The organism is Sporosarcina sp. NCCP-2716 (assembly GCF_023707985.1).
GTDB lineage: Bacteria > Bacillota > Bacilli > Bacillales_A > Planococcaceae > Sporosarcina.
This window is the reverse complement of record NZ_BRCF01000004.1, coordinates 193,037-219,978: the sequence shown is the minus strand read 5'-3', so window position 1 is coordinate 219,978 and position 26,942 is coordinate 193,037. Positions and strand designations below refer to the sequence as shown.

Sequence of the window (26,942 nt, the reverse complement as noted above, 5' to 3'; positions counted from 1 at the left end):
TGTCCCCCCCTTCCTTCCGCGACCTTCCGCCCTATGTATCGCGTGTCAGGTTCAGAAGATCGGCAATGATTCGATTTCCGGTTTTTCCGGTGTCTCCGGTATGTGCGCCGGCAAGTCGAAATGCGCTTCGGCTTCGGTGCGCTCTGTGGCAGCTGCGGACGTTTCCGCCACCCGACCGGCGGAAGACGGCTTTTTCGTCACGAGGAAGCGTACATCCTCCCCGATGATCTCCGTCACATAGGCGCGGCTGCGGTCGTCTTTTTCGTAGGAGCGCGTCTGGATGCGCCCGCTGACGCCGATGAGCGAGCCTTTGCCGCAATGCTTGACGGTGTTCTCCGCAGTCTTGCCCCAGATCGAACAGAGGATGAAGTCCGCTTCGATTTCACCCCGCTGGTTCTTGAAGCCCCTGTTCACGGCGAGCGTGAAGCTCGCCTGTGTCCTGCGGTCCCCGATCACCCGGAGTTCCGGATCTTTGGTCAGCCGTCCGACGAGTGCTACGTGATTCACCTGTTTCCCCTCCTCTCAATGGATTGCCTTGACTATACGGGGTCCCGTCCGTTTGTACAAACCGCGGTTTCGGGGTTTTGACGCCCTATTTCAGGACGAACTCGGTGTTTGGGGATGCCGCCTGGGAGGAAGAGGGCGGAAGAGGCAGCAGACGCCGGGTTCCCTAATTGTCTATGATTCGTGATAATTCGACTTTGCCCTGATTGCAAAGAAAATTTCCGGCTGTGGTATACTGGTTGGAAAAGGGGGCTGCAGTGGGATGAAAACGTTCAAGATGATCTCGTTTGCGCTGTTGTCAGGGGACGAGACCGAGAATCTGCCGATGCTCGACGGCATTATCATTAATCAGGAGAACAGCCACAGGATGTGGATTCTCGAGCTGTTCCTCGATGCGTCCTATAAAGAACGGTTCGAACAGCTGCAGGCCGGCGAGGAACTGATCGAAGCGAAAGTCGTCATTTCTTATCCGGAGAACGAGCCGGCGGCGTTCGTGCTCGCGATCGACGCTGTCCAGCAGATCGGCAGCCGGCTGTCAGTGCTTTTGAAAGGGCGACTGAAACGGCAGCGTACGGAGTATGCCGAGCAGCTGCTGGGCGAGCTCATGGACAGCGGGCTGGAAGGTCCTGAACTGCTGGCACGGTTCGAACACGATATGCGTTCGCGCCCCCGCCTCAAGAAACAGTGAAGAACGACAAAAAAAGGACTGCCCCCGCGTGTCAGACAACTGACATCGGGGCAGCCCTTTTTTGTGTTTCCGAATTTCCATAAGTGCGGAGGTCCGATCGTTATCGTGTACCGTTCCCGTCACCCTTTGTCGGGGAGCCGCCGTTGCTGCCCGTGCCGGCTGTGTTCCCGCCGTCTTCCGTGCTGTTTGCGCCGAAGTCATCGCCTTCCGCATTGCCGTTGCCTTCAAGCGTACCGCCGCCCATGCCGGTGCCGTCCGTGCCGTCCGTGTTCGTTCCGGTGCCGTCCATCTGGTCCCGGTCAAGCAGGCCGTTCCCGTTGTTGTCCGGGTGTGCATCTTCCACCCCGTCCAAGTTCGGGCCGGCTGTGCCGTCCGGATTGTCGGCGTCCATTTCCGGTGTCCAGTCGTCCATCCGTTGGTCCGTGTCTTCCATCGGCGTTTCGTTCTTGCCCGGGATTGCGTCATTGTTGTTGCTGCCGCACGCAGTAAGCAGGAATCCTGCCGCTGCCAAAGGCAAAGCCTTCTTCCACATAAAAAGTTCCCTCCTTTCCAAGTAGCCATCTGTCATAGCTTGGCTCGAAAAGGGGGAACTATCCGTACGTTTTCAGGCGTTCATGCGCTTCTTCAGTTCAGCTTCCACGAATGCCGCTTCCGCCTTGCATTCGTAGATGTATTCCGTGTTCAGATCTTCCTGCATCTGCTCGATGGAGGCGATCTGGTCCTCGGAAGCCGGTTCGCTCAGCACTTTTCGGATCACTTCGTTGATGCGCGATGCGACGTCTTCATGGAATTCCGCCGAGTGTTTCACGTCGTCCGGGATTTTTGAATACCAGAGCGCTTTCTTCGTGATGTATTCGCTCCACCGCTTCATGAAGTCGTTCATGTCGTAGCGTTCGGGATCCCATTCGATTTCCGTCATGTATTGTTCAAAGGTCTGCGTGATCGACCTCGTGATGCTGCTCTTCAAGTTAGGTGAAAGACTTTTGAACATTCTCGTTTCGTACCTCCCACAATGTACACATGCCGCTTCCGGTCATGTGTGTTTGGCTTTTTGTGCAGGACTGCACCTGCCAACGATTGGTGACACACTAGTGAAAATTTTATCGGATTCCGTTTCCGGATGCAACTGCCAGCCGGTCAGGCCTCTTTTGCACCGAGTGCGAACGTGATATCCGCCTCGCATGCGATTTCGCCTTCGACCGTCGCGACAGCATGTCCTTTGCCGATCGAACCGCGCATCCGCGTGATCTCAACTTCCAGCTGAAGGACGTCACCCGGGACAACCTGGCGCTTGAAACGGCAGTTGTCGATGCCGGCGAAGAACGCGAGACGGCCTTTGTTCTCTTCCTTTTGCAAAATGGCGACTGCGCCGACCTGCGCCAGTGCTTCGACGATCAGGACGCCCGGCATGACCGGATAGCCGGGAAAGTGCCCGTTGAAATAATTTTCGTTGATGCTTACGTTTTTCAATCCTTTGGCGCGGACGCCCTCTTCGACTTCGGTGATGCGGTCGACGAGCAGGAATGGATAGCGGTGCGGGATGATTGCTTGGATCTGTTCTGCTGTCAGCATGGGACTCCCCCTTTTACCAGTTGGTTCATTCTTTACCGTTCATAATATCGAAAATGTGTGTCCATGTCTCTTTGTGGAACACGTCGCCTGCGGAACCGTCGCCGAGGATGCTGTAGCCGATCATGGCGCCTGCCACGACAGCCACCGCGAGGAGGACGAGGACGATCAGTACGCGGACGTAGATCGGCAGGATGCGGATCTGCACCCAGCGGACCGGTTTCGCCCCGGCTGCGTCGTCGCCGGCTTCTGCCTGCTGCTCGCTGCGCTTTGTCCGGACTTTCGGTTCAGGCACCTCTTCCGTGCGCCGCCTGCTGCGGGTCGGGCGCTCCTGTCCAGCTGCCGCCTCCGCTGCTGTAGCGGCATGTGCTTTGCGGGCTTCCGTCCGGCTTACGGGCGCGGCTTTTTCCGGCTTATCGATCGGCGGCTCGGCCGGGTTCGGTGTCAATCGTTTTTCATCAGTCATATCTATACTCCCCATTCGGCTCACCGGATGTTGTTGACCAGGCCGAGCATCTGGTCAGCGATGGAGACCGTACGTGAGTTGAACTGATACGATCGCTGGACGTTGATGAGGTCTGTCATTTCTTTCTGGTAGTCCACATTGGACCCTTCGAGTGCACCTTGGCGGATGGCCGGCTGTGCGCCGCCCGCTCCGGTGAGTTCCGTTAAGATATCCGCTTCCGTGACGTTGAGTTCATCCAGATTATCCGGCACTTTGAAGTGTGTCGACGACAGGCGGGTCATGAGGTTCGGCCGCTCCATCCGCGTCACGGCGAGCTGTGCGGTCTGTTCTGTCCCGTCCGCCCGTTTTGCGATGAGTGTCCCGCCGTCCCGCAGTTCGAAGTCATCGACAGGGCCTGCGAACGTGATCGGATTGCCGCCGCGGCCGGCCACTGCGTTGCCTTCCGAGTCGACGAGAGCGACCCGGTTGCCTTCAGGGGACAGGTAGAAGTTGCCCTGGCGCGTATAGACGGTTTCCGGTCCTTGAGGTCCCTGGACGATGACGTTGAAGTACTGTTTAGGCTCAGTCAGCGCGAAGTCGAGGTTGCGGTCCGTCGGCTGCAGGACGCCCGTTTTCCAGTTCATCTGCGTTTGGGCGAGCATGGCGCCGACGCCGTAGCGGATGCCTGCAGGCGTTTCACGCGGGGCCTTGTCGGCTTTGTCGTTGTTGAACTGCTGGTACAGCATCTCCTGGAAGCTCGCCTGGTTCGATTTGTAGCCATGCGTCGTCAGGTTGGATAGATTGTTGCCGATGATATCGATATTGTTCTGCAGCTGGTTCATGGTGTTGACAGCTGTCGTCATCGTACGGATCATCTGGAAAGACTCCTTTCGCTAGTGCGGAATGCGCGGTCAGCCATTGACTCGTCCTACTTCGGAGACGGATTTCTCCATGCTGCGGTCGTATGCCTGCAGCACTTTCTGGTTCGCTTCGAACGCACGGTAGGCGGTCATCATGTCAGTCATCGTGCGGGTGGCGTCGACGTTCGACTGCTCGACGTACCCCTGCTGGAACGAATAGGTGACGCCGTCAGCGTTACTTGCGTCGGGCAGGTCCTGTGCTGCGTAAAATAGGCCGTTATCCCGTTTCTCGAGTGCTTCAGGCTGAGCTGCAAAGCCGATGCCGAGCCGGATGCCCTGTCCGAGGCCGCCGTAGGAGATGACACCGTCCGGGGAAACCTGGAAGTCGTCGTCCGGCAGCTGGATGCGCTGTCCGTTATCGTCGAGCACGTAGTTGCCGGAGGCGTTCGTCAGGTAGCCTTCCGCGTTCAGCGCGAAGTTGCCGTTTTTCGTATAGGCCCGTTCGCCGCCCGGTCCTTCAAGTGTGAAGAAGACGGCACCGGGGCGCCCTGTCTCTTCATCGATCGGCAGGGAACCGTCCATCATGGCGATGTCCGTCGTCAGTCCGGTCTCGCGGAGCTGGCCCTGCGTGAAGAGCGGGGCCGTCTCCTGCATATACGTGCCGGTGGACAGCTGTCCGACCGGGCGCAGGCCATTCATCTGGAACCGGTTCTGCACGGGTATTTTCGCCGTCTCGAGGCTCGACAGGAGCATGTCCGGAAACGAGCGGATGGACGACTGTTCGGCTTTGAACCCAGGCGTGTTGGCGTTCGCCATATTGTTGGAAAGCATTTCGGTTCTGCGCTGCTGCGCGATCATGCCGGAACCGGCAGTATAAAATCCACGGAACATCAGCTCCGCCTCCTTTTTGCTGTTGCGCGAATGACCAGTGGCTGTTACCGTTGCGTTTTGCTGCGTTTCTTGTCCAGGCTTTCCAGCATGATGCCTGTCCCTTTCGCCACACAGGCGAGCGGGTCGTCCGCGACGAAGACGGGGACTTTCAGTTCTTCGGCGAGCAGCTGATCGAGCCCTTTCAGGAGCGCGCCGCCGCCTGTCAGGATGATACCGCGGTCGATGATGTCCGCCGACAGTTCCGGCGGGGTCTTCTCGAGCACATTCTTCGCCGTATGGAGGATCCAGGCGATGGACTCTTCCATCGCTCCGGTGACTTCCTCCGAAGTGATGGTGACGATGCGCGGAAGGCCCGTGACGACGTCGCGTCCGCGGATGTCCATCGTTTCGGAAAGGCCATCCGGGAACAGCGACGTGACAGTCATCTTGACTTCTTCCGCCGTCCGTTCCCCGATCAGCAATTTATGGTTTTTCTTGATGGATTGGATAATGTCCTGGTCGAGCGTATTCCCTGCGATCTTGATGGACTCGGACGTCACGATGTCCCCCATCGAGAGGACTGCGACGTCCGTCGTGCCGCCGCCGATGTCGATGACCATGTTGCCGCTCGGCTGGTAGATGTCCATGCCGGCGCCGATCGCAGCGACTTTCGGCTCCGCCTCGAGGAATACTTGACGGCCGCCCGATTTCTGGACGGCTTCTTTGATCGCTTTCTGTTCGACGCTTGTGACGTCGGTCGGGCAGCAGATGAGGATGCGCGGTTTCGAGAACCAGCCTTTGACTTTCAGCCGGTCGATGAACCCTTTCAGCATGGCTTCGGTGCTGTCGAAGTCGGCAATGACGCCGTCTTTCAAGGGGCGCATGACCTGGATATTGCCGGGGGTCCTGCCGATCATCCGGTGTGCCTCTTCCCCTACCGCAATCAGGCTGCGGGTTGTCGGGTTGACGGCGACGACGGATGGCTCATTGAGCTGGATCCCCTTTCCTTTTACATGTATTAACACATTTGCTGTTCCCAGGTCAATGCCGATATCTTTCGCAAACATCTCATCCCTGCCCCTTCCGTTCGTTCGGCCGGTAAATTGGAAATTTACACGCTCTCCTAACTTAACATTTTAGCATAGTGCGGGCCAAATGAACATAATAAGTCCTGAAATTACCTATTTTTGCGGACGCTGAGGGGGAGACTTTCGGCGTGACAACAGGGAAAAAACAGACAAGCTGAGCCGCTAGTCCGTTTTTTCCGCAAGTTCATTCAGTTTCTGCTGTTCGAGTTTCCATTTCTGCCGGGTGGCTTCGCCTCCCCGCAAGTGACGGATCGATTTGTGATAGGCCAGGATTTTGGCAACGTCTTCCGATAGTGCCGCATCGATGTTGGGCAGCCGTTCTGTCAGGTCCTTGTGGATGGTGCTTTTCGAGTAGCCTGTCGCTTTTGCGAGCGCCCGTACGGTGAGCCCGGTTTCGATGAGCAAGTTGCCGAGGCGGACACTGCGCCTCCGGATTTGTTCGTGCACACCCTCTTCCTTTCTCGTCGTCCATTTGTTCTTTCACTGTATGCGGCAGAGGGGGCGGCTATTCATTGGGGGTGGATGGGAGGGGTGGGCTTGAGCGGTTATTGTGGTGGCTTGAGCGGTTATGGGGTCGGCTTGAGCGCTTTTGGGGCTTGCTTGAGCGGTTCGCATGGGGACTTGAGCGCTTTTGGGGCTGGCTTGAGCGGGTCGCATGGGGGCTTGAGCGCTTTTGGGGCTGGCTTGAGCGGTTCTCGCGTAGGTTCCAGGTGACATGGGGGGGCAACTGGGCCGGCACGACACGAACAGAAAATGCGGAGCGCAGCGGAGCTGACCATTCAATCTTGGTTTTGAAGTTCGGGCTGTGCTGAATTGTCGCGACTACCGGAAATCGGTGGGAATGGGGCCGGTGACCGCGGGAATGGAGCGGTTAGCGGCGGCAATTGAGCGGTTATGGAGACGTATTGAGCGGTTATGCACAATTGATCGATTAGCCGCCGGAATGGAGCGGTTAGCTGCCACAATGGAGCGGTTAGCGGCATTAATTGAGCGCTTCACACGCTTCCCCGCCTTGATCCCACGCAAAAAGCCTGCCGGGGAGGCAGGCGGGGTGGATGATTGCGTTAGAATGCCAGGAACGAGCGCGGGTTGACGGCGACGTTGTCTTTCTGGACTTCGAAGTGCAGGTGGACGCCGGCTTGCGGGTTCCAGTCGTTCTCGGCTGTCGTCGCGAGCACTTCGCCCTGCTGGATCTCGTCGCCTTCTTTGACGAGGATGCCTGTGACGGAGCGGTAGTACGTTTTCAGTCCGTCTTTGTGGGACAGGACGATCTCGTCACCTTTGAACGGGTCGGCAATGATCTTGTCGACTTTCCCGCTCATCGCTGCGACCACTTCGAACGGCTTGCCGTCGACGGACAGGGTGAGTCCCTGGTTCGTTACGTATGTCTGTTTGAAGACGAGCAGTGCGTTTTCACGGCTTGAATCATCGGCTTTCGCGTCGTAGAAGTCTTGCAGGATTGCGACTTGGTCAAGCAGGTCTTCCTTGAATGGGTACTTCAGGTTTTCGGCGGCTGCGTTCGTCTCGACGGTTACATTGTCTTTGCCTGTTTCTGCTTTGTCGACGGCGGCTTGCTGCGGGGCTTCGGATTTGTTCAGTGCGTTATAACCCCAAACCATTCCAACGAACAACACGGCGAAACTTGCATAGACGGCGGGCCAGAACCAGTTGCTTTTTTTGCTCTTGTTTTTCTGAGAAGGGGCTTTCGGTTTTTTTTCTTCTCCCATTATGATCACCTCACTCGCTATTCTCCGCAAGTTAAGGTGTTTTTAAACATTGTGATTCTGACTTCTCGAATTTTTTTACTTCTGCGCCTGTATAGTAGTGGCTGACGATCTTTTCGGCGGTCCAGCCTTTCTTGGCATACGCTTCGGCGCCGTTCTGGCTCATGCCGACGCCGTGGCCGTAGCCTTTCGTCGTGATATGGACGACTTTGTTCGCGACGTCGAAGCCGATATTGAAGTCGGTCGAGGCCAGTCCGAGTTTCTCCCGGATGTCCCGTCCGCTGAATTCCGTGCTGCCCGACAATACTTGCTGGACGCGCCCGGTTTCGTTGCGGACGAGCTGGAGGGCGCGGAAATCGGCTTCCTTCCATGAGACACCGAGTTTCTGATTCCAGTCACGGAGCGGCATGTCGACGGAGCGCTCGACCTGTTCGGAGACGGTCTGCTCGTCCGGGCTATCGACGCTCTGCAAATATGGCACGGGATTGCCGGTGAAGTTCTCGGCGGTTTCCGTCTGGCCGTTCGATGTGGAGAAGAACATCGCGGTGATCATGCCGCCCTCATGGACGAGGATGTCGCCCGCCGTCGCATCGACCGCTGCGCGGATCTTCTTTTCGTTCTCCTTGAAAGCCTTCCCCCAGCGCTCCTTCCGTTCCTTTTTGTTGGCGTACACTTGGGCGCCAGTGCCGCGGCCGATCGGTTTCGTCCCTTCCGCCGTCTCTTTCAGTGCATACGTGCGGGCGGCGATCGCCTGGGCTTTCAGCGCCTCGGACGAGTAGGTCACGGGCATTTCCGAAGCCACGACACCGACGATGTACTCTTCGAGCGGCAGCGGCTTGTCCTCTCCTTCCACGGTGATTTCGGTTTCGCATGCGGCGACTGCCGGGTCTTTCCGGATGCTGGGGCCGTCCGGCGGTTTGAATGCCTTGTTCAGCACAATCGGTATGAAAAACAGGAGGATGATGAATACTGCTAATAGTCGTTTGTCCATGCCGCATTGTATGCGCGGCGCGGACGGAGTATTCAGGGGAGCGTCTGGCGGAGCCGGCCGGATGCGGTTTAATCCCAAAACAAAAACTGCCCCTCCGCATAGGAAGGGACAGTCAGCGTTATTATGAATGCACGATTTCAGTATCGGCTGTTTCGGATTCGGACGAGACGCGTGTGATGTCTGCGCCGAGTGCTTTCAGTTTCTCATGGAAGTTGACGTAGCCGCGGTCCAAGTGGACGAGTTCCGTGACGCGTGTGACACCATCGGCAACGAGTCCGGCCAAGATGAGGGCTGCAGCGGCACGGAGGTCGGTTGCTGCGACTTCGGCACCTTGCAGTTTCGACGGTCCGTTCATGATGACGGAGCGCCCTTCGATCTTGATGTCCGCGTTCATGCGGCGGAATTCCTCGACGTGCATGAAACGGTTTTCGAAGACCGTTTCTGTCAGGACGCCGGTTCCTTCGGCTTTCAGCATGAGTGCCATCATCTGGGACTGCATGTCGGTCGGGAAGCCAGGGTGCGGCATGGTCTTCAGGTCAACCGATTTCAGCGGATGTTCAGCGGTGATGCGCATGCCTTCGTCGAGTTCCGTGATGATGACGCCCATTTCCTGCAGTTTCGAAATCAGTGCAGCATTGTGTTCAGGAAGCGCGTTCTCGATCGTCACGTCGCCGCCTGTAATCGCAGCTGCGACCATGAACGTACCTGTTTCGATGCGGTCCGGGATGATGTGGTGGACAGCGCCTTTCAATGTGCGGACGCCTTCGATCCGGATGACATCCGTACCGGCACCGATCACGCGGCCGCCCATTTCGTTGATGAAGTTCGCGAGGTCCACGATCTCCGGTTCTTTCGCAGCGTTCTCGATCGTTGTCGTCCCTTTCGCTAGGGCCGCTGCTGTCATGATGTTCTCAGTCGCGCCGACGCTCGGGAAGTCCAAGTAGATCTTGGCACCTTGCAGACCGCCTTTTGCGCGTGCTTCGACAAATCCGTGGCCGAACGAGATATCCGCGCCCATCGCTTCGAAGCCTTTCAAGTGCTGGTCAATTGGACGGGAACCGATTGCACAGCCGCCTGGCATCGCAACACGTGCGAAGCCATTGCGCGCAAGCAAAGGACCCATTACTAAGATGGATGCACGCATTTTCCGGACGTATTCGAATTGTGCTTCACTTGTCAGTGTCTCCGTCGAGTCGATGATGAGCTCGCCTTCCTCAGGCTTATACTCCGTCTTTGCATATAAGCTCTTGAGCACTTCGTTAATTGTACGGACGTCTGACAGATTCGGCACTTCCCGAATGACATTGACACCTTCCGTCGCCAGCAGCGCAGCCGCAAGTATCGGGAGCACTGCGTTCTTAGCCCCTTCCACTCTCACAGTACCGTGCAGCTGACGCCCACCATTAATAATAATTTTATCCAAAACAAGCCCCTCCGACTCAAAGTTATAATACGTTCTATTTGTTCTCAGTGCACCTATTCAAAAGTCAATTAGGAATCTAGTAGAAAAATCAACCAAACTCAGTCCATTGTACAACGACAAGCGACGGTTCACAAGCGCCATTGTGACTGTTTCCGACAAAAGATCGCCTCAGTCTAAGTTATGTATGCCTAAGAAGATCTGTGTAGGTGAATGGCTTACTGTTTCTGCCACCAATATTACAAACGAGTTACAATCTTTTCCGTTCCCGAGAGCACGGAGATGTAAACCTTTCTCATCGAATTCTAATGGGCGTTTCGTCGGATGGCCCCGGAGGCATCGATGCCTGCGCGGCCATCCGACGAATCAGCCGAAGAATGCCGGCAGCCTTCCTGACCAATAGGATATGTCCAAAAAGAAGTTCGATACGGCCGAACCGATGGCAATGCTCAGTAAAATATACAGGAGCTGGGTTTGGAAGACCCGGTTCTTCCGGATGATCGCCTGGGGCATGATCGCCTGCAGCGCGAAGAAGGAGATGCCGATGAAAAAGATGTGCGACCCGATCGCGAGAAGCGGATTGACACCGTAGAGGTCCATAACATTCAACTCCCTAGGCTCCCCGGATCGACGGGAGAGCTTTTTTTATACGCTAAAAAACCGGACAGAAGGGTTGCCCCTCTGCCCGATTTGTACATATCCGCCTTACATGCCGGAAACTTTGATGCGGTTGATGGCCCTGCGCAGGCTCAGTTCAGCCATTTGCGCCTCCACTTTGTTCGTCTGCTGCTGGAGGGCGACCTCTGCCTTTTTGCGCGCAAGTTCTGCACGGGCTACGTCGATGTGGGAAGCGAGTTCCGCACTTTGGGCAAGGACGGTCACGACGTCAGGACGGACTTCGAGGAAGCCGCCGTTGACAGCTACGTGATCCGTGTCAGTGCCGTTTTTAAGACGCAGTGCGCCGATGTCAAGCGGTGCCACCATCGCGATGTGACCCGGCAGGACGCCGAGTTCACCCGTTTCGGTGACCGCAATCACCATATCTGCTTCAGTTTCCATGACAGGGCCGTCGGGAGTGACGATATTCACTTTTATCTTCATTACTTTCCCTCCTGGTCCCTTGTATTAGACTGTTGCGCCCATTTCTTTCGCTTTTGCCACGACTTCCTCGATGCGTCCGACGAGACGGAATGCATCTTCCGGAAGGTGGTCGTATTTGCCTTCAAGGATGGCCTTGAAGCCTGCAACGGTTTCAGCAACCGGTACATACGAACCTTTTTGGCCGGTGAACTGCTCAGCCACGTGGAAGTTCTGCGACAGGAAGAATTGGATACGGCGCGCACGGTCCACGACCTGCTTGTCGTCTTCACTCAATTCGTCCATACCGAGGATCGCGATGATATCCTGGAGCTCACGGTAGCGCTGGAGCGTTTCCTGCACTTGTGTCGCAACGTCATAGTGCTCTTTGCCGACGATGTCGGAGCTCAGTGCACGGGAAGTCGATGCGAGCGGGTCAACCGCAGGGTAGATTCCCATCTCGGACAATTTACGTTCGAGGTTCGTCGTTGCGTCAAGGTGGGCAAACGTCGTAGCCGGTGCCGGGTCAGTATAGTCATCGGCTGGTACGTAGATCGCCTGGATCGATGTAACGGAACCTTTGTTTGTGGAAGTGATACGCTCTTGAAGCATACCCATCTCCGTAGCGAGTGTCGGCTGGTAACCAACCGCAGACGGCATACGGCCGAGAAGGGCGGAAACTTCAGAACCGGCTTGTGTGAACCGGTAGATGTTATCGATGAAGAGCAGAACGTCAGCGCCCTGTTCGTCACGGAAGTGTTCAGCCATTGTCAAACCTGTCAGGGCGACACGCATACGCGCACCCGGCGGCTCGTTCATCTGACCGAAGACCATCGCCGTTTTCTTGATAACGCCGGAGTCTGTCATTTCGTAGTACAAGTCGTTCCCTTCACGTGTACGCTCTCCAACGCCGGCGAATACGGAAATACCGCCGTGCTCTTGAGCGATGTTGTTGATCAGTTCCTGGATAAGTACGGTTTTACCTACACCCGCACCTCCGAAGAGACCGATCTTCCCGCCCTTGATGTACGGGGCGAGCAGGTCGACGACTTTAATGCCGGTTTCCAGGATTTCAACTTTTGTGGAAAGGTGTTCGAATGTCGGTGCCTGGCGGTGGATCGGATCGCGCGGTGTGTCCGCTGGTACGGGCTCCCGCAAGTCGATCTCCTCACCCAGCACGTTAAATACCCGTCCGAGAGTCATGTCTCCGACCGGAACTGTGATCGGCGCACCCATATCGGTGACTTCTTCGCCGCGTCTCAGGCCGTCTGTCGAGGACATCGCAATCGTACGTACGGAATCGTCTCCAAGGTGCAAAGCCACTTCCAATGTCAGTGTTTCGCTTTCCGCACCTGGGCGATTGATCTGGACTTTCAATGAGTTATAGATCGCAGGAAGCTGGCCATCCGGAAAACGGACGTCAACGACCGGACCCATAACCTGAAGAACTTGTCCTTTGCTCATGCTATTCCCTCCTGTCGTACTGGTTCGTTCTTACCTTGCGCTGTTATTCGAGCGCTGCGACGCCTGCGACGATCTCCGTGATTTCCTGAGTGATCGCTGCCTGGCGGGCACGGTTGAATACAAGCGTCAAATCGTCTATCAAGTCTGTTGCATTATCTGTAGCAGTTTTCATCGCTGTCATACTGGAAGCATGTTCGCTCGCTTTCCCGTCGAGGACCGCTCCGTAGATGAGGCTCTCCGCATATTGCGGCAATAGCGATTCGAGGATGACTTCCGCAGAAGGCTCGAATTCGTATGAAGAGCTCACGCCGGACGAGTCCAGGTCGGTAAGCGGAAGCAATTTCCGTTCCGTCGGTTCGTTGGAGATGGCGGAGACGAAATGATTGTAGTATAAGTACAATTCATCGTAATTGCCTTCCGTGAACATGCCAACAGCTTTATTCGCGATGTCTTTCACTTCTTCGAACGAAGGATGATCGGAGACGCCGATAAGGCTCTCTTCCACCGTGAATCCGAGGCGCTTGAAGAAATCAGTCCCTTTGCTCCCGATGATGAACAGTGAAATTTCGTCTTTCGACGCATGACGCTGTTCGATCGCACGCTTCGCTTTCCGCAGGACGTGGGAGTTGTAGCCCCCTACCAATCCGCGGTCGGACGTCACGATCAGGTATCCCGTCTTTTTGACCGGACGGGAGACGAGCATCGGATGACTGGATCCTTGAGTCGCCGATGCGATGGAGCCGACCACTTCTTCGATCTTGTCCATGTAAGGAACGAATTGTTTTGCATTCGCTTCCGCACGGCTGAGCTTCGAAGCGGAGACCATCTGCATCGCTTTCGTGATCTGACGGGTGTTCTTCGTCGATTTGATCCGCTGTTCTACCTCGCGTAATGAGGCCATTGGCTATTCACCACCTTTTTTTAGTCCGTTATCCGTCAAACACCGGTTCTTACGCTTCAGAAACCGCGAAGTTCTTTTTGAACTCGTTCAGGGCTGCTGCAAATGCATCATCTGCAGGAAGACCTTTCGTTGTACGGATGGTTTCCAAAATGTCAGTGTGGTTGTTTTCGAGCCAGATGTTGATTTCGCTTTCGAAGCGCTGGATGTCCTTGACCGGGATATCATCGAGGAATCCGCGTGTCAGTGCATACAGGATGACGACTTGGTACTCGACCTTAAGCGGCTTGTGCAAGTCCTGTTTCAGCACTTCGACCGTACGGTATCCGCGCTGAAGTTTGCCGGCTGTGATCGGGTCCAGATCGGAACCGAATGCAGCGAAGGCTTCGAGCTCACGGAATGCAGCCAAGTCAAGACGCAGTGTACCTGCAACCTTTTTCATGGCTTTGATCTGCGCGGATCCGCCTACACGGGATACGGAAAGTCCGGCGTTGATCGCCGGGCGCACGCCCGAAAAGAACAGGTCGGATTGCAGGAAGATCTGACCGTCTGTAATGGAAATGACGTTCGTCGGAATGTATGCAGAGATGTCGCCTGCCTGTGTTTCGACGAATGGCAGTGCCGTGATGGAACCGCCGCCGAGCGTGTCGTTCAGTTTCGCAGCACGCTCAAGGAGACGCGAGTGCAGGTAGAAGACGTCACCAGGGTATGCTTCACGGCCTGGAGGACGGCGAAGCAGCAAGGAAAGTTCACGGTACGCCGCAGCTTGTTTCGAGAGATCATCGTACACGATCAGGACGTGCTTGCCCTGGAACATGAACTCTTCACCCATCGTGATTCCTGCGTACGGAGCTAAGTACAGCAATGGAGCTGGCTGTGAAGCCGATGCTGTCACGACGATCGTGTAGTCAAGTGCGCCGTGTTCGCGGAGCGTTTCAACAACCGAGCGGACGGTCGATTCTTTCTGTCCGATGGCTACATAGATACAGATCATGTCCTGATCTGCCTGGTTCAAAATCGTATCGATTGCGACAGTGGTCTTCCCTGTCTGACGGTCACCGATGATCAGCTCACGCTGTCCTCGGCCGATCGGCACGAGTGCGTCGATCGCTTTGATACCTGTTTGAAGCGGTTCGTCGACCGATTTACGAGCCATGACGCCTTGCGCCGGGCTTTCGATCGGACGTGATTTCGTTGTGTGGATCGGGCCGAGCCCGTCCACTGGCTGACCGAGTGAATTGACGACGCGTCCGATCAATTCCTCTCCAACCGGAACTTCCATGATACGGCCTGTACGACGTACTTCATCGCCTTCTTTGATGTCTGTGTATGGTCCGAGGATAACGATACCTACATTGTTCGCTTCCAAGTTCTGTGCCATACCGAGCACACCTGTGGAGAACTCAAGGAGTTCGCCGGCCATGACATTGTCGAGACCATGAGCACGGGCGATACCGTCACCTACTGTGAGGACGGTACCTACTTCGCTAACTTCCATCTCAGACTGATAGCCCTCGATCTGCTGCTTGATCAGTGTGCTGATTTCTTCAGCTTTGATGCCCATGTATGTCACCCCTCATCTTTCAAAATTTTACCCGATCAACGTACGGCGCAGTGAAGCCAGTTTGTTGCTGAGACTGCTGTCGAAGATTCGGTTGCCGATCTGAAGGCGGATGCCGCCGATCAGGGTCGGGTCAATGATCGTTGTAATGTGAAGCGTCTGTTTGCCGACTCTGTGGGCAAACGCGCTGGAAATTCGGGTCCGTTCCTGTTCTGTCAGTTCACGGGTCGCGTACACTGTCGCTTCGGCAATGCCGGCTGCGTCGTTCGCGAGCTCGTGGAACTCTTCAAGAACACTTGGCAGTTCTTCCATACGGTCTGCGTCAAGCATGACGTACAGCGCATTCAGCAATAGCTGGTTAGCGCCGGGAAGGATGGCTGCGATCAGTGCATGTTTTTTCTGCAGGGACAGCTGCGGCAGGCTCATCAGTTCCAGGAAGCCGCGGTCGTTTTGAATCGCCTTCAGCAATTCAAGGACGTCTGCGTGGACTTCCGGCAGAGCGCCGTTATCCTGTGCCGCTTTGAAAAGGCCGGCTGCGTAACGTTCCGATACGATCGAACGGCTCATCGGCCTTCCCCTGCCTTCACAATCGTCTGTTCGATCAAGTCGCGGTTATCCTCCTCGGAAACTTCTTTGCCGAGTACTTTGGACGCTGCCATGATGGAAAGCGAGACGAATTCTTCGCGTACGGCTGCAATCGCTTTTTCTTTTTCAGTGACGATTTCAAGCGCTGCGTTCTCTTTCATGCGGCTCACTTCAGCACGAGCTGCCTGTACGAGGTCTTCGCGTGTCGCTTCGCCTTGTTTCTTCGCGTTTTCAATGATCGATTGTGCATCAGTGTGGGCTTCTTTCAAAAGAGCGCGCTGCTCTTCCAGCACTTTCTGTGACTCGGCACGGCTTTTCTCAGCCGTTTCGATTTCGTTTGCAATCATTTCAGCACGCTGATTCATGACGCCCATCAGCGGACCCCATGCGAACTTCTTCAGGAGGAGCATCAGGATCGTGAAGAACACGACGGTTGCAATGATGTCCCCGAGATTCAGCCGCTGGTTCAAGCTTGCCAAAAATCCTGAGTCAGCGTTTGCCGACAAAAGGACGAAGGTATCCAAAAACACGATTGTTTCACTCCCTTCAAAAACTTACGTTTGCGGTCCAAACGGTTTGGTGATGCCCCGGCCGGCTGCTTGCGCCTGCCGCTTACATAAACGAATGGCGAAGGATCGTACTGTTCCCGTTCTCCGCCATTGTTTACCTGCTCTATAAAGTGGTTAGATAACAGAGGGAGTCAAACGGGCTGGCAGGACCGATAGTCATCAGTCCTGGCCCTATCCACTTCTGCCGATCTGCCGATAAGTTCCGTGACGATTACTTGTTCATGACGATGAAAGCGATAACTGTTGCGATGATCGGCAATGCCTCAACCAATGCAACCCCGATGAACATTGTTGTTTGAAGAACGCCGCGTGCTTCTGGCTGGCGAGCGATCCCTTCAACTGTTTTCGAAACGATAAGACCGTTACCGATACCAGCGCCGAGTGCGCCAAGACCAACTGCGATAGCTGCTGCTAATAGACCAAGTGAACCTGTCATAGTGTTATTTCCTCCTAGTATTGTTTAGTTTGGTAGTGCGTATTCACCCGCGGACGGGCTTTATGTTTAGTGATCTACAGAGACTTTGTGAGCCATGTAAACCATCGTCAACATAACAAAGATGAATGCCTGGATCGCCCCGATGAAGATCGAGAACCCTTGCCAAGCGAGTGCAGGAATGATGGCTCCGACGAACCCCCCGATACTGCCTGCCGCAAGTGTTGCGAGCAAACCGATCAGGATCTCCCCTGCGAAGATGTTACCGTAAAGACGCAGACCGAGTGTCAGCGTATTTGCAAATTCCTCAATGACTTTCAGCGGCGCCAGGAACGGCATTGGCTGGAAATAAGTCTTGAAGTACCCTTTGGCTCCGAGCATCTTCACCCCGTAGAAATGCGTCAGGATGACGACGGTCGCCGCGAGCGTCATAGTGATGACCGGATCGGCTGTCGGTGATTTCCACCAGAGTTCGTGATCCCAGCTGATAGAGAATGGCAGACCGAGCATGTTAGCGACGAACACGAACATGATCAGCGTGATGCCGAGTACGTGGAAACGGCCGCCTGTTTGCCAGTCCATGTTGTTCTTGATGATCCCTTTGACGAAGTCCATGACCCATTCCATGAAGTTCTGCATGCCCGTCGGTTTCATCTGCATTTTGCGTGTGGCCAACACTGCGATGATGAAGACGATGAGACAGGTGACGAACAGCATCATGATATTGGCCGGGTTGTAGCTGATACCGAACAAGATACGCTCCGGATTTGTGTGTTCCACGTTTCGTTCACCTCCCTTTTGTGATCAGGTTAAGATTGATGCTTCACATGGTAGAAGATCCTATCGATGAGCAATAGGGCATATGGAATCATCAAACCGATCACAGTACTGATCAGATTGAAGTATTCTGGCATCGACATCGCGATGGCAGCCGCAGCCACTCCGGAAGCGAAACGCAGTCCCGAACCAAGCGAAGCCTTTTTGCCCTGATCCAATTTCCTGTCGAATTGTTCCATTCTACGGATAAGTATCCAGAAATTATACAACCCGAAGATAATTCCGAGCAAAAGCCCGGCAAAAATCTCTTTGGCTCCCATAACAGCCCAGCCTATTATGAGCAATGCGAGCAAAAAAAATAGAGCCCTCTTTTGCCTGTGGAAAATTTCCTGCATTGTCTGCATGGTAGGTGAGTCTCCTATTACGTAAAGTTTAGTTGGAAATCGGATCTTGTCCTTTTCGGGAAGCGGAGTTCCTTTCAAAGGGCGGACGGATTCGCAGTCCGATACGTTCGGCGTCCCCCGAGTTGTACGGCTGTCTGACTTCCTGATCAGCGGTTGCGGGAGACCCGCGGCTGAATGCAGTAAGCGACTTGCCGCCTGCTTGGCGTTCACCAGGACACGTTGTCCAACGTACCGCACAAATGCCCAAATTCCTTGCGTGCGATAGGCTGCGAGCGGATGATAGAACTTAGCCGAAAATCAAGCGGAAAATGCTGATTTATCTATGTATAAACCCTATCATTATTACCCTCTGTTAGCATACAATAGGGGTATTTTGATGTCAATTGATTCCCGTGAAATTCTTCACATACTTAGGACAGTGTCAAATTATCGTCACACTTTCTTGTTTAAATTGGTGAAAGTTGAGAAATAGGGATTTCCCTTAAGGGGGGTAGGGGGAGAAACAGGGTTGATCTGCGCTGCGAGCGGGCGCTTTCCGGGGGGCTTGCCCTCAGCCTCCTCAGTCGCTTTGCTCCTTGCGGGGTCTTCGGGCTGCGCTGGTCCCCCAGGAGTCGCCGCTCTCCGCTTCGATCAACGGTCGCCATATGAGATGGGAACGTCATTGCGACAGCAGAGTGGTGACAGGGACATAACTAAAGTTCGGTGACAGGGACATAACTTATGGAATTTGAAAAGCAGAGGCTTTGGGGCCTCTGCTTTTTATTGGTCTTTATTCAAATAGTTGAGCAATGCTTCGACGATGCGTTCGGAGGCGTGGCCGTCGCCGTATGGGTTGGAGGCTTTTGCCATTGCTTCGTATGCGTTCTGGTCGGACAGGAGTTCGTCGGCCAGGGTGAAGATGGTGTCTTCGTCGGTGCCGGCGAGTTTGAGTGTGCCGGCGTCGATGCCTTCCGGGCGTTCGGTCGTGTCGCGGAGGACGATGACCGGTTTCGCGAGGGACGGCGCTTCTTCCTGGATGCCGCCGGAGTCGGTCAGGATGATGTGCGACCGGGCTGCGAAGTTGTGGAAGTCGACCACTTCGAGCGGTTCGATCAGATGGATACGCTCGTTATTGCCGAGCAGTTCGTCCGCCACTTCGCGGACGGCCGGGTTCATGTGCACGGGATAGATGACCTGGATGTCATCGTGTTTGTCGAGCAGCCGGTTGATGGCCCGGAACATGTTGCGCATCGGGTCGCCGAGGTTCTCGCGGCGGTGTGCCGTGAGCAGGACGAGACGGTCGTCACCGAGCTTTTCGAAGATTGGGTGCGTATACGTGTCGTCAACCGTCGTCTGCAGCGCGTCGATGGCGGTGTTGCCAGTGATGAAGATCCGGTCTTTCGGTTTGCCTTCGTCGAGCAGGTTCTGTGCGGATTTCTCGGTCGGCGAGAAATGCAGGTCGGCGAGGACGCCGGTGAGCTGGCGGTTCATCTCCTCCGGATACGGTGAGTACTTGTCCCACGTGCGCAGGCCCGCTTCGACGTGGCCGATGGCGATCTGGTTGTAGAACGCCGCCAGGCTGCCGACGAAAGTGGTCGACGTGTCGCCGTGGACGAGCACGATGTCAGGCTTTGCTTCTTTCATGATCCGGTCGAGCCCTTCGAGGCCGCGTGTGGCGACGTCGATGAGCGTCTGCCGGCTCTTCATGATGTTGAGGTCGAAGTCGGGTGTGATGCCGAATGTGCTGAGCACTTGGTCGAGCATTTCACGGTGCTGCGCGGTGACGGTCACAATCGATTCGATGTCTTCCTCGTGTTTTTGCAGTTCGAGAACGAGCGGTGCCATTTTGATGGCTTCCGGCCGCGTTCCGAAGATCGTCATTACTTTCCATTTGCGTTTCACACTAGTCACGCCTTCCCCATTTTTTCGTGCGGATGATTCAGTTGGTTCCGCCTTACTTGGTTCCGAACAGACGGTCGCCGGCGTCGCCGAGTCCCGGTACGATGTAGCCATGGTCGTTCAGCTTTTCGTCGAGTGCTGCGATATAGACGTCGACGTCCGGGTGGGCTTCCGTCAGCACTTCGACACCCTCCGGTGCAGCGACGAGACACATGAACTTGATGTGCTTCGCGCCGCGTTTCTTGAGCGAATTGATGGCTTCGACAGCGGTCCCGCCTGTCGCAAGCATCGGATCCACGACGATCAATTCACGTTCGGAGACGTCCGACGGCAGTTTCACGAAGTATTCGTGCGGCTCCAGCGTTTCCGGATCCCGGAACAGGCCGACGTGGCCGACGCGGGCGGCCGGAATGAGTTTGAGCATGCCGTCGACCATGCCGATGCCGGCGCGGAGGATCGGTACGATGCCAAGTTTCTTCCCTGCCAGCACTTGCGATTTCGCGTTGCTGACCGGTGTCTGGACGTCCACTTCCTGCAGCGGAAGGTCGCGGGTAATTTCGTACGCCATCAATGTGGCGACTTCATCCACCAATTCGCGGAATTCCTTCGTGCCGGTGTTGACGTCCCGGATGAATGTCAGTTTGTGCTGGATGAGCGGGTGATCGAATACGTGTACTTTTGCCATTGGAATCGCTCCTTTTACGTTGTCTCAATCAGTATAACAGAATGGGGACACGTTAGGTTGCATCGGCTGAAGTTTGGAATTCGCGGAAGATTTGCGCGGGGGGGGGATTGCGGCTGGTGCGGGGTGATTCTTGGGGAGATCGGGTGGGAATTGGCCAAATGGTGCGGCTTATCGGCCAAATGGCGTACGGAATCGGCCAAATCGGCGCATGAATCGGCCAGATGGAGAGAGTTATCGGCCAGGTGAGCAAGTTAATCGGCAAATGGACACAACTCGCAACCGTGGAGGGCTTGAAGTGTGCTCGCTGCGCTCGTTTCTGTTCGGCTTCCCCATTCGCCTGGGAATCGGCCAAATCCGAGGGCTTATCGGCCAAATGGCGTACGGAATCGGCCAAATCGGCGCATGAATCGGCCAGATGGAGCGCACAATCGGCCAAACGGGCAAGTTAATCGGCAGATGGACACTATTCTGAATCGTTTCCGAATTGTGCGACGCACAGGTACCGCGAAAAAAAGTTTCGGAGCAGCAAAAAACCGCCGTCCTGAGAGGATGGCGGTTTTTTGCAATGCGTCTTATGCATAGAGGGCGTGGCTGCCGGTGAGGGCCTGGACGCGCTGTTTCGCTTCTTCTTTCACGGCATCGTCCTCGTGGTTCTTGAGGAGTTTGGCGATGATCAATCCGATTTCCTTCATGTCGTCTTCCTTGAAGCCGCGTGATGTGACGGCCGGTGTGCCGATACGGATGCCTGATGTGACGAACGGGCCTTCCTTGTCGAACGGAACCGTATTTTTGTTGACGGTGATGCCGCATTCATCGAGGACGTGCTCGGCGACTTTGCCTGTCAGGTTGAGGCTTGTCAGGTTGAGCAGCAGCAAGTGGTTGTCAGTGCCGCCGGAGACGATGTCGATGCCTTCACTGACGAGTGTTTCACCGAGGGCGACAGCGTTTTTCTTCACTTGCTGGATGTACGTCGTGAAGTCCGACTGCAGCGCTTCTCCGAAAGCGACGGCTTTGGCTGCGATGACGTGCATGAGCGGGCCGCCCTGAATGCCAGGGAAGACCGTTTTGTCGATCTTCTTGCCGTATTGTTCTGCGAATTCCTCGTTGATCAAAATGAGTCCGCCGCGCGGGCCGCGGAGCGTCTTGTGCGTCGTGGAGGTGATGAAATGTGCGTGCGGCACTGGGTTCGGATGTTCGCCGACTGCGACGAGTCCGGCGATGTGCGCCATGTCGACCATGAGGAAGGCACCGACTTCATCAGCGATCTCGCGGAATTTCTTGAAGTCGATCTCCCGTGGGTAGGCACTCGCTCCTGCGACGATCATCTTCGGCTTGTGCTCGAGCGCTTTCTGACGGACATCTTCGTAGTCGATGCGTTCGTCTGTTTCACTGACCCCGTATTCGACGAAGTTGTACAGGATGCCGGAGAAATTCACCGGGCTGCCGTGCGTCAAGTGTCCGCCGTGCGACAGGTTCATGCCGAGGACGGTGTCGCCCGGCTTCAGGACTGTGAAGTAGACGGCCATGTTGGCTTGTGCGCCAGAGTGTGCCTGGACGTTCGCGTATGCTGCGCCGAACAGTTCCTTGGCGCGGTCGCGTGCAATGTTTTCGACGACATCGACGTGTTCGCAGCCGCCGTAGTAGCGCTTGCCCGGGTAGCCTTCCGCATATTTGTTCGTCAAATAAGACCCTTGTGCTTCCATGACTGCTTCAGAGACAAAGTTTTCGGAGGCAATCAATTCAATATTGGCGTTCTGGCGGTTCTTTTCCGCCATGATCGCTTTGAATACTGCGCTGTCTTCGCGTTTCACATTGCTCAAATCCATGATCATTTCCCCTTTAGCGTCTTTTTGGTCGTACTGTCCCGAAGTTCAGGCTCCGGGATATTCGTACTGTGCGCGGGTCCCGCCGATCAGTTTCGGACGGGTCGTTGCACAGGTGACGACGGCTTCCCCTATTTGTTTCACAGATGTGCGGATCGGTACGGCGACCGGTTTCAGCTGCATGCCGATCAGCGTCTGGCCGATGTCGATGCCGGCATGCGCCCGCACCGATTCCACGACGACCGCGTCTTCCAAGTGCTCATACGCGTAGGCGGACATCGAGCCGCCCGCTGTCCGGACCGGCACGACGGATACACGGTCGAGTCCGAATTGTTTCGCGGCCGAACGTTCGATCGTCACGGCACGGTTGATGTGCTCACAGCCCTGGAAGGCGAGGTGCAGCTTGTGTTTTTCCGCGAATTGCGCGATCGGTCCGTACAGCGCCTCCGCGACTTCCAGAGCGCCGGCCGTGCCGATCCGTTTTCCGGCCACTTCCGATGTGGAACAGCCGATGACGAAGAACGTGTCCGGTTCAGGCGGGGCCTGTTCGGCGAACTCCGCCAGCGCCTGCTCGATCTGCAGTCTCCATAAGATGTTGGCGTCCATGCTGCTCCCCCCGTTTCTTAGTTGTTTTCGAGCGCCATCAGTTTTTCGATGCGGCGTTCGTGGCGTCCGCCTTCGAACGGAGTCTCGAGCCATGTCTGGACGATCTCGCGGGCCAGTCCCGGTCCGATGACGCGCTCGCCCATCGCGAGCACGTTCGTGTCATTATGGCCGCGGGTCGCCTTGGCGCTGAATACGTCATGGCAGAGCGCACAGCGGATGCCGTTCGTCTTATTCGCTGCGATCGACATGCCGATGCCCGTGCCGCAGATGAGGATCCCCCGGTCGAATTCGCCGGATGCGACACCGGACGTCACCGCTTTCGCGTAATCCGGATAATCGACGGACGTATCGGAGTCCGGCCCGAAGTCCGTGAAGTCGATATTGAGCTCAGTCAGCAAGTCTTTGATCTCCCGGCGGAGGTTGTTGCCGCCGTGGTCGGATGAAATTGCGAGTTTCACGTAGGTCCCTCTTTTCATAATATACTTACAATAGATTCTATCACTCTTGCGCTGAAAAACACAGTGGCAAGTTTTCTTCCGGACAATTGAAAAAACCGGCACGCGGCCGGCTTTCTCAGTGGGACGTATCGAATTGGCGGATGACGCTGTACAATGCCTGCGACTGGTCTTTCAGGTCGCTTGCGAGATTGCTTGTCTGCTCGATCGAGTGGGCCTGTTCGGCAGTCGCCGCCTGCACTTCCTCGGCGCCGGCTGACGTCTGTTCGGCGATCGCCGCCACTTCCTGCGACTGCATCGCCGTCTTTTCGATCTGTGCCAGCTGATGCTCGACGAGTTCCGTGATGCCGGTGATCGAGCCGGCCATCGTATTGACGGTTGCCGCCATCGCCGTGATGCTCTTGTTCGTTTCGTCCGCCCGGTCCGCTTCCTGACCGGCCGTCTTCACTTGCGCTTCGATCTCCTTGACGACTTTTGTGACGTCCGCCTGGATCGTGCTGACGAGTCCGCCGATCATCTGGACGGATTTCGCGCTTTCATCCGCAAGGACACGCACTTCCTCCGCGACGACGGCGAATCCTTTGCCGTGTTCACCGGCGCGGGCCGCTTCGATCGAGGCGTTCAGCGCGAGCAGGTTCGTCTGGTCGGCAATGCCGCCGACAAGCTCGACGATTTCGCCGATCTTCTGGGCGTTGCGGTCGAGGTCTCGGATCGTCGCGAGCGACTCTTCGCTCTGGGTGGACATGTCGCGGATGCCGCCGACGAGTGCCCGATATGCATCGGTCGTCTTCTTCAGATCGGCGAGCATCGCTTCCGACTGCGCGGACGACTGCTCCGCCCGGCTGCTGACGTCCGCTGCGATCGACCGGACATCTTCCATCGCTTCCGCCGTCTCCTGCACGGACACAGCCGTCGCTTCGGCCCCGGAGGAGATTTCCGCGATTGTCGAGGCAATGGCGTCCGCCTGACTTGCCGCCGAGCCGGTTTCGCTATGCAGCACATCGACGGACCGCGACGTCTTTTCGAAGTTCTCTTCGATCTGGCCGACGATGCTGCGCAGATTGAGGACGACTTGCTGGAATGCTTCCGCAACGGAGCGGATTTCATCGGATGAATCCGGCAGATCGATGTCCGTGCCGATCTTGCCGTCTGCGACCATGATCGCTTCCTGTTCCAGTTTCTGCAGCGGCTTCGTGAGCACGGTGCTGAACAGCGCGGCCAATATCGCCGACCAAAGGATGCCGAGCGCATACGTCAAGATCCCGAACCAGACCGGGTCGAATCCCGGGAAGAACCTAGGCTGCAGGAAGTTGATGAACACCGCACTGGTCGAATACGTCACGAGCGCCAAAACGGTGACGAATATGACCAGTTTCCATTTCAACCCGAATTTTCTCTTTGTCTCTGTCATGTCTGTTCCTCCTGTAACTTGCGCGCCAGTACATCGATCTGCCCTTCGAGTTCAGCGAGCGTCTGTTCATATACTTCGTAACTGCCGCCGAACGGGTCCATGACATCGAGCACTGCATCCCCCGTGAATTCCTTCAGTGTGAACACCTTGTCCGCGTACCCTTCATACATCCGCCGGATCGTGTCCCGGTGCGCCTCTGTCATTGTCAAAATCAGGTCTGCCCATTCGGCATCCTGTCCGGAGAACAGGCGGGCGGACGGTGTGTAAGGGTATCCTTTTCCTTCCAACAACCGCCTGGAATTCACTGAAATCGGCTGGCCGTCCGCCACATACAGTCCTGCCGACCGGACATTCACGCCCGGCAGCCGCCGGGACTTCAGGATCCCTTCAGCGAGCGGGCTTCTGCATGTATTTCCTGTGCAAATAAAACAAATATTCATGATGATCACCTATCTCCATCATACCTGATTCATCCTGAAACCGAAACAGTTATTTTACGAAATCCATGCCAATATCCCCATGCCGATCAAGACGAACCCTGCAAAACGTCTCAGGCATGAGCGGATCCTCGGCGACATGGTGAGATTCATCCGTAAAGCTACATACGAAAGCACGAGTGACAGGAAACCTGTCGCCGCAACGAACAGCACCATATTGAGCTGGATCAAGCCGAAAGACATGCTGATGGAAAAACCGTCCAGGCTGACAGCCACCGCCAGCAACAGCGGTCCGGTCAACTTCTGGGAGGCGGGATCCTCCTCCTGAAGCACCATATGTACACCAAGCAGGGTCAGCAGGACGCTCGACAGGATGCTGCTCCATTCCGAGAACAAATGCGCCGACCACTCCCCCATCAGGAAGCCGGCAAGCGGGAATAGGACGTTCAGGAATCCCGTCCACAGAGCGATGAGCCACTTCCGTTTCCGTACGTGCAGCAATGTATAGATGACGAGGATGTCAATCGTTGTCACCGCTGCCGCAATGAGTTCAACCAATAAAAGAACCTCCCCGAGTTTGCGCCAGTCCATCTTATGCGGCGCCCGGGGAGGCCATTCATGAATTGTATTCGATTGGAAAGTGCGTTCTATCGGATGAACCGTTTGCCGTCCGCCGCTTTTTTCAGGCGGTTTATGACGGCGAGCCCCATCCCTTCAAGCGGTGTTTCCACAGCGAGGATGACGGTCGCGGCGGTGTCATCGCACGCCCGGAGCGCTCCGTAGAGACGGGCTGCAAGACTGCCGGGATCCGCGTACGGGCCGGTTGCGAAATACCAGCCGGCTTCGTCCGTCCGCAGCTCATCCGGGCCGATGACGGCGACTTTGCCGCCGTCTTTTGAGAATACACGGATCGCCTGCCGGATTGTGTCCTCATCCGCCTCGACGAGCCAGACCGGCGCATCGGGCGAATAATGCATGTACTTCATGCCCGGTGCTTTCGGCGCTTCCTCTTCTGCGGCGCCCGTTTCGGTGCGGACAGGACCGATGACGTCTTCGATCATTTCAGCCGTAATACCGCCCGGCCGCAGGATCGCGGGCGGGACGGACGTCATGTCTAGGACGGTCGACTCGACGCCTACGCCAGTCGCACCGCCGTCGAGGATGAACGGAATCTTGCCGTCCAGATCGTGCAACACGTGCGCCGCCTCGGTCGGACTTGGTTTGCCGCTCCGGTTGGCGCTCGGTGCGGCGAGCGGCCCGCCGAGCATGCGCAGCAGCCTTAACGCAACGGGATGGTCCGGCATGCGCAGGCCGACCGTGCCGATGCCCACTGTCACGCTTTTTGCGATGACGCCCGGCCGCTCCTTGAAGATCAGTGTTAGCGGTCCCGGCCAGAAAGCGTCCATGAGACGGACGGCTGTTTCCGAGATTTCCGCCGCATAGCGCCCGGCTTCCTCTTTTGTTCCGATATGTACGATGAGCGGATTGTCGGAAGGACGGCCTTTCGCTTCAAAAATTTTGCGCGCCGCTTCCGGATCCGTCGCGAGCGCCCCGAGGCCGTAAACCGTTTCGGTCGGAAACGCAGCGACTTCCCCTTTCCGCAAACAATCCACAACTTGTTGGTAACTTTCGTCGTTATCCACATGGTTATCCACTTTCACAAGCTGAGTGTGCATCATTTCATCTCCTTCGTGCCGCTTTTCATTTAGTTATCCACAGT

General features: G+C 56.0%; 32 protein-coding genes. 1 reads left to right on the top strand and 31 read right to left on the bottom strand.

Going from position 1 to position 26,942, the window contains the following annotated elements:
- Nucleotides 1–51 precede the first annotated feature (51 nt).
- Entirely contained in the window at nt 52–507 is a 456-nt protein-coding gene (locus NFU03_RS08400) for a single-stranded DNA-binding protein (protein WP_251637786.1), read from the bottom strand.
- A gap of 259 nt (nt 508–766) precedes the next feature.
- Here NFU03_RS08400 and NFU03_RS08395 point away from each other — a divergent pair, with 259 nt between their 5' ends.
- Nucleotides 767–1,192, top strand: a complete 426-nt coding sequence (locus NFU03_RS08395) for a YwpF-like family protein (RefSeq protein ID WP_251637784.1) — start codon at nt 767–769, stop codon at nt 1,190–1,192.
- Nucleotides 1,193–1,292: 100 nt separating this feature from the next.
- On the opposite strand, the gene NFU03_RS08390 is transcribed toward NFU03_RS08395, so the two are convergent.
- From NFU03_RS08390 to NFU03_RS08245, 30 genes are all read right to left on the bottom strand, one after another.
- Entirely contained in the window at nt 1,293–1,724 is a 432-nt protein-coding gene (locus NFU03_RS08390) for a hypothetical protein (protein ID WP_251637782.1), read from the bottom strand.
- A 72-nt stretch (nt 1,725–1,796) separates the two neighbouring features.
- Nucleotides 1,797–2,183 (bottom strand): hypothetical protein, encoded by a 387-nt coding sequence (locus NFU03_RS08385; protein WP_251637780.1) that lies wholly within the window; start codon nt 2,181–2,183, stop codon nt 1,797–1,799.
- 146 nt (nt 2,184–2,329) lie between these two features.
- Entirely contained in the window at nt 2,330–2,764 is a 435-nt protein-coding gene (gene fabZ / locus NFU03_RS08380) for a 3-hydroxyacyl-ACP dehydratase FabZ (protein ID WP_251637779.1), read from the bottom strand.
- A gap of 25 nt (nt 2,765–2,789) precedes the next feature.
- Nucleotides 2,790–3,227, bottom strand: a complete 438-nt coding sequence (locus tag NFU03_RS08375) for a DNA-directed RNA polymerase subunit beta (RefSeq protein ID WP_251637778.1) — start codon at nt 3,225–3,227, stop codon at nt 2,790–2,792.
- A 20-nt stretch (nt 3,228–3,247) separates the two neighbouring features.
- Complete coding sequence (locus NFU03_RS08370) at nt 3,248–4,081, bottom strand: flagellar hook-basal body protein (protein ID WP_251637777.1); 834 nt, start codon at nt 4,079–4,081, stop codon at nt 3,248–3,250.
- A gap of 36 nt (nt 4,082–4,117) precedes the next feature.
- Nucleotides 4,118–4,957, bottom strand: a complete 840-nt coding sequence (locus tag NFU03_RS08365; RefSeq protein WP_251637776.1) for a flagellar hook-basal body protein — start codon at nt 4,955–4,957, stop codon at nt 4,118–4,120.
- Between the two features lie 44 nt (nt 4,958–5,001).
- Complete coding sequence (gene mreB / locus NFU03_RS08360; protein ID WP_251637775.1) at nt 5,002–6,003, bottom strand: rod shape-determining protein MreB; 1,002 nt, start codon at nt 6,001–6,003, stop codon at nt 5,002–5,004.
- A 183-nt stretch (nt 6,004–6,186) separates the two neighbouring features.
- Nucleotides 6,187–6,471: a sporulation transcriptional regulator SpoIIID gene (locus NFU03_RS08355; protein ID WP_251637774.1), complete on the bottom strand. Its 285-nt coding sequence runs from the start codon at nt 6,469–6,471 to the stop codon at nt 6,187–6,189.
- A 617-nt stretch (nt 6,472–7,088) separates the two neighbouring features.
- Nucleotides 7,089–7,751, bottom strand: a complete 663-nt coding sequence (locus tag NFU03_RS08350) for a M23 family metallopeptidase (protein WP_251637771.1) — start codon at nt 7,749–7,751, stop codon at nt 7,089–7,091.
- 31 nt (nt 7,752–7,782) lie between these two features.
- Nucleotides 7,783–8,739: a stage II sporulation protein D gene (gene spoIID, locus NFU03_RS08345; RefSeq protein WP_251637769.1), complete on the bottom strand. Its 957-nt coding sequence runs from the start codon at nt 8,737–8,739 to the stop codon at nt 7,783–7,785.
- A gap of 121 nt (nt 8,740–8,860) precedes the next feature.
- A complete protein-coding gene (gene murA, locus NFU03_RS08340) occupies nt 8,861–10,162 on the bottom strand; it encodes a UDP-N-acetylglucosamine 1-carboxyvinyltransferase (protein ID WP_251637768.1) in 1,302 nt (433 codons plus the stop codon).
- Nucleotides 10,163–10,525: 363 nt separating this feature from the next.
- Entirely contained in the window at nt 10,526–10,759 is a 234-nt protein-coding gene (locus NFU03_RS08335) for a DUF1146 family protein (protein WP_251637766.1), read from the bottom strand.
- 105 nt (nt 10,760–10,864) lie between these two features.
- Complete coding sequence (locus NFU03_RS08330; protein WP_251637764.1) at nt 10,865–11,260, bottom strand: F0F1 ATP synthase subunit epsilon; 396 nt, start codon at nt 11,258–11,260, stop codon at nt 10,865–10,867.
- Nucleotides 11,261–11,284: 24 nt separating this feature from the next.
- Nucleotides 11,285–12,700 carry a F0F1 ATP synthase subunit beta gene (atpD, locus tag NFU03_RS08325; protein WP_251637762.1) on the bottom strand — a complete coding sequence of 472 codons (1,416 nt, stop codon included), beginning with the start codon at nt 12,698–12,700 and terminating at the stop codon, nt 11,285–11,287.
- 43 nt (nt 12,701–12,743) lie between these two features.
- Nucleotides 12,744–13,601: an ATP synthase F1 subunit gamma gene (gene atpG, locus NFU03_RS08320; RefSeq protein WP_251637760.1), complete on the bottom strand. Its 858-nt coding sequence runs from the start codon at nt 13,599–13,601 to the stop codon at nt 12,744–12,746.
- Between the two features lie 49 nt (nt 13,602–13,650).
- Nucleotides 13,651–15,162, bottom strand: a complete 1,512-nt coding sequence (atpA, locus tag NFU03_RS08315) for a F0F1 ATP synthase subunit alpha (RefSeq protein ID WP_251637758.1) — start codon at nt 15,160–15,162, stop codon at nt 13,651–13,653.
- A 27-nt stretch (nt 15,163–15,189) separates the two neighbouring features.
- Nucleotides 15,190–15,726 carry a F0F1 ATP synthase subunit delta gene (locus NFU03_RS08310; RefSeq protein WP_251637756.1) on the bottom strand — a complete coding sequence of 179 codons (537 nt, stop codon included), beginning with the start codon at nt 15,724–15,726 and terminating at the stop codon, nt 15,190–15,192.
- Nucleotides 15,723–16,274, bottom strand: coding sequence for a F0F1 ATP synthase subunit B (atpF, locus tag NFU03_RS08305; RefSeq protein WP_398290041.1), 552 nt, complete (start codon nt 16,272–16,274; stop codon nt 15,723–15,725). Before atpF ends, NFU03_RS08310 begins: the two co-directional genes overlap by 4 nt.
- Before the next feature lie 250 nt (nt 16,275–16,524).
- On the bottom strand, nt 16,525–16,749 hold the full coding sequence (atpE, locus tag NFU03_RS08300; protein WP_116019578.1) for a F0F1 ATP synthase subunit C: 225 nt from the start codon (nt 16,747–16,749) through the stop codon (nt 16,525–16,527).
- Nucleotides 16,750–16,815: 66 nt separating this feature from the next.
- Nucleotides 16,816–17,526 carry a F0F1 ATP synthase subunit A gene (gene atpB / locus NFU03_RS08295; RefSeq protein WP_285835433.1) on the bottom strand — a complete coding sequence of 237 codons (711 nt, stop codon included), beginning with the start codon at nt 17,524–17,526 and terminating at the stop codon, nt 16,816–16,818.
- Between the two features lie 29 nt (nt 17,527–17,555).
- A complete protein-coding gene (locus NFU03_RS08290; protein WP_251637754.1) occupies nt 17,556–17,927 on the bottom strand; it encodes an ATP synthase subunit I in 372 nt (123 codons plus the stop codon).
- Nucleotides 17,928–18,686: 759 nt separating this feature from the next.
- Entirely contained in the window at nt 18,687–19,787 is a 1,101-nt protein-coding gene (gene wecB, locus NFU03_RS08285) for a non-hydrolyzing UDP-N-acetylglucosamine 2-epimerase (RefSeq protein ID WP_398290068.1), read from the bottom strand.
- 73 nt (nt 19,788–19,860) lie between these two features.
- Nucleotides 19,861–20,490, bottom strand: a complete 630-nt coding sequence (gene upp / locus NFU03_RS08280; protein ID WP_251637750.1) for a uracil phosphoribosyltransferase — start codon at nt 20,488–20,490, stop codon at nt 19,861–19,863.
- A gap of 572 nt (nt 20,491–21,062) precedes the next feature.
- Entirely contained in the window at nt 21,063–22,316 is a 1,254-nt protein-coding gene (gene glyA, locus NFU03_RS08275; RefSeq protein ID WP_285835432.1) for a serine hydroxymethyltransferase, read from the bottom strand.
- A gap of 45 nt (nt 22,317–22,361) precedes the next feature.
- Nucleotides 22,362–22,919 (bottom strand): TIGR01440 family protein, encoded by a 558-nt coding sequence (locus NFU03_RS08270; protein WP_251637748.1) that lies wholly within the window; start codon nt 22,917–22,919, stop codon nt 22,362–22,364.
- A 17-nt stretch (nt 22,920–22,936) separates the two neighbouring features.
- Nucleotides 22,937–23,377 (bottom strand): ribose 5-phosphate isomerase B, encoded by a 441-nt coding sequence (rpiB, locus tag NFU03_RS08265; RefSeq protein WP_251637746.1) that lies wholly within the window; start codon nt 23,375–23,377, stop codon nt 22,937–22,939.
- 115 nt (nt 23,378–23,492) lie between these two features.
- Nucleotides 23,493–24,785 carry a methyl-accepting chemotaxis protein gene (locus tag NFU03_RS08260; protein ID WP_251637745.1) on the bottom strand — a complete coding sequence of 431 codons (1,293 nt, stop codon included), beginning with the start codon at nt 24,783–24,785 and terminating at the stop codon, nt 23,493–23,495.
- Complete coding sequence (locus tag NFU03_RS08255) at nt 24,782–25,225, bottom strand: low molecular weight protein arginine phosphatase (protein WP_251637744.1); 444 nt, start codon at nt 25,223–25,225, stop codon at nt 24,782–24,784. Before NFU03_RS08255 ends, NFU03_RS08260 begins: the two co-directional genes overlap by 4 nt.
- 54 nt (nt 25,226–25,279) lie before the next feature.
- Nucleotides 25,280–25,780, bottom strand: coding sequence for a manganese efflux pump MntP (locus NFU03_RS08250; RefSeq protein WP_251637743.1), 501 nt, complete (start codon nt 25,778–25,780; stop codon nt 25,280–25,282).
- A gap of 89 nt (nt 25,781–25,869) precedes the next feature.
- On the bottom strand, nt 25,870–26,898 hold the full coding sequence (locus tag NFU03_RS08245; RefSeq protein ID WP_251637742.1) for an L-threonylcarbamoyladenylate synthase: 1,029 nt from the start codon (nt 26,896–26,898) through the stop codon (nt 25,870–25,872).
- Nucleotides 26,899–26,942 lie beyond the last annotated feature (44 nt).

Excerpts from the sequence above, each read along its gene's own strand:
- NFU03_RS08395 (WP_251637784.1), top strand. The coding sequence starts at position 767 with ATGAAAACGTTCAAGATGATCTCGTTTGCGCTGTTGTCAGGGGACGAG.
- NFU03_RS08390 (WP_251637782.1), bottom strand. The coding sequence starts at position 1,724 with ATGTGGAAGAAGGCTTTGCCTTTGGCAGCGGCAGGATTCCTGCTTACT.
- NFU03_RS08385 (WP_251637780.1), bottom strand. The coding sequence starts at position 2,183 with ATGTTCAAAAGTCTTTCACCTAACTTGAAGAGCAGCATCACGAGGTCG.
- fabZ (WP_251637779.1), bottom strand. The coding sequence starts at position 2,764 with ATGCTGACAGCAGAACAGATCCAAGCAATCATCCCGCACCGCTATCCA.
- NFU03_RS08375 (WP_251637778.1), bottom strand. The coding sequence starts at position 3,227 with ATGACTGATGAAAAACGATTGACACCGAACCCGGCCGAGCCGCCGATC.
- NFU03_RS08370 (WP_251637777.1), bottom strand. The coding sequence starts at position 4,081 with ATGATCCGTACGATGACGACAGCTGTCAACACCATGAACCAGCTGCAG.
- NFU03_RS08365 (WP_251637776.1), bottom strand. The coding sequence starts at position 4,957 with ATGTTCCGTGGATTTTATACTGCCGGTTCCGGCATGATCGCGCAGCAG.
- mreB (WP_251637775.1), bottom strand. The coding sequence starts at position 6,003 with ATGTTTGCGAAAGATATCGGCATTGACCTGGGAACAGCAAATGTGTTA.
- NFU03_RS08350 (WP_251637771.1), bottom strand. The coding sequence starts at position 7,751 with ATGGGAGAAGAAAAAAAACCGAAAGCCCCTTCTCAGAAAAACAAGAGC.
- spoIID (WP_251637769.1), bottom strand. The coding sequence starts at position 8,739 with ATGGACAAACGACTATTAGCAGTATTCATCATCCTCCTGTTTTTCATA.
- NFU03_RS08335 (WP_251637766.1), bottom strand. The coding sequence starts at position 10,759 with ATGGACCTCTACGGTGTCAATCCGCTTCTCGCGATCGGGTCGCACATC.
- NFU03_RS08330 (WP_251637764.1), bottom strand. The coding sequence starts at position 11,260 with ATGAAGATAAAAGTGAATATCGTCACTCCCGACGGCCCTGTCATGGAA.
- atpD (WP_251637762.1), bottom strand. The coding sequence starts at position 12,700 with ATGAGCAAAGGACAAGTTCTTCAGGTTATGGGTCCGGTCGTTGACGTC.
- atpG (WP_251637760.1), bottom strand. The coding sequence starts at position 13,601 with ATGGCCTCATTACGCGAGGTAGAACAGCGGATCAAATCGACGAAGAAC.
- atpA (WP_251637758.1), bottom strand. The coding sequence starts at position 15,162 with ATGGGCATCAAAGCTGAAGAAATCAGCACACTGATCAAGCAGCAGATC.
- NFU03_RS08310 (WP_251637756.1), bottom strand. The coding sequence starts at position 15,726 with ATGAGCCGTTCGATCGTATCGGAACGTTACGCAGCCGGCCTTTTCAAA.
- atpE (WP_116019578.1), bottom strand. The coding sequence starts at position 16,749 with ATGACAGGTTCACTTGGTCTATTAGCAGCAGCTATCGCAGTTGGTCTT.
- NFU03_RS08290 (WP_251637754.1), bottom strand. The coding sequence starts at position 17,927 with ATGCAGACAATGCAGGAAATTTTCCACAGGCAAAAGAGGGCTCTATTT.
- wecB (WP_398290068.1), bottom strand. The coding sequence starts at position 19,787 with ATGACGATCTTCGGAACGCGGCCGGAAGCCATCAAAATGGCACCGCTC.
- upp (WP_251637750.1), bottom strand. The coding sequence starts at position 20,490 with ATGGCAAAAGTACACGTATTCGATCACCCGCTCATCCAGCACAAACTG.
- glyA (WP_285835432.1), bottom strand. The coding sequence starts at position 22,316 with ATGGATTTGAGCAATGTGAAACGCGAAGACAGCGCAGTATTCAAAGCG.
- NFU03_RS08270 (WP_251637748.1), bottom strand. The coding sequence starts at position 22,919 with ATGGACGCCAACATCTTATGGAGACTGCAGATCGAGCAGGCGCTGGCG.
- NFU03_RS08260 (WP_251637745.1), bottom strand. The coding sequence starts at position 24,785 with ATGACAGAGACAAAGAGAAAATTCGGGTTGAAATGGAAACTGGTCATA.
- NFU03_RS08255 (WP_251637744.1), bottom strand. The coding sequence starts at position 25,225 with ATGAATATTTGTTTTATTTGCACAGGAAATACATGCAGAAGCCCGCTC.
- NFU03_RS08245 (WP_251637742.1), bottom strand. The coding sequence starts at position 26,898 with ATGCACACTCAGCTTGTGAAAGTGGATAACCATGTGGATAACGACGAA.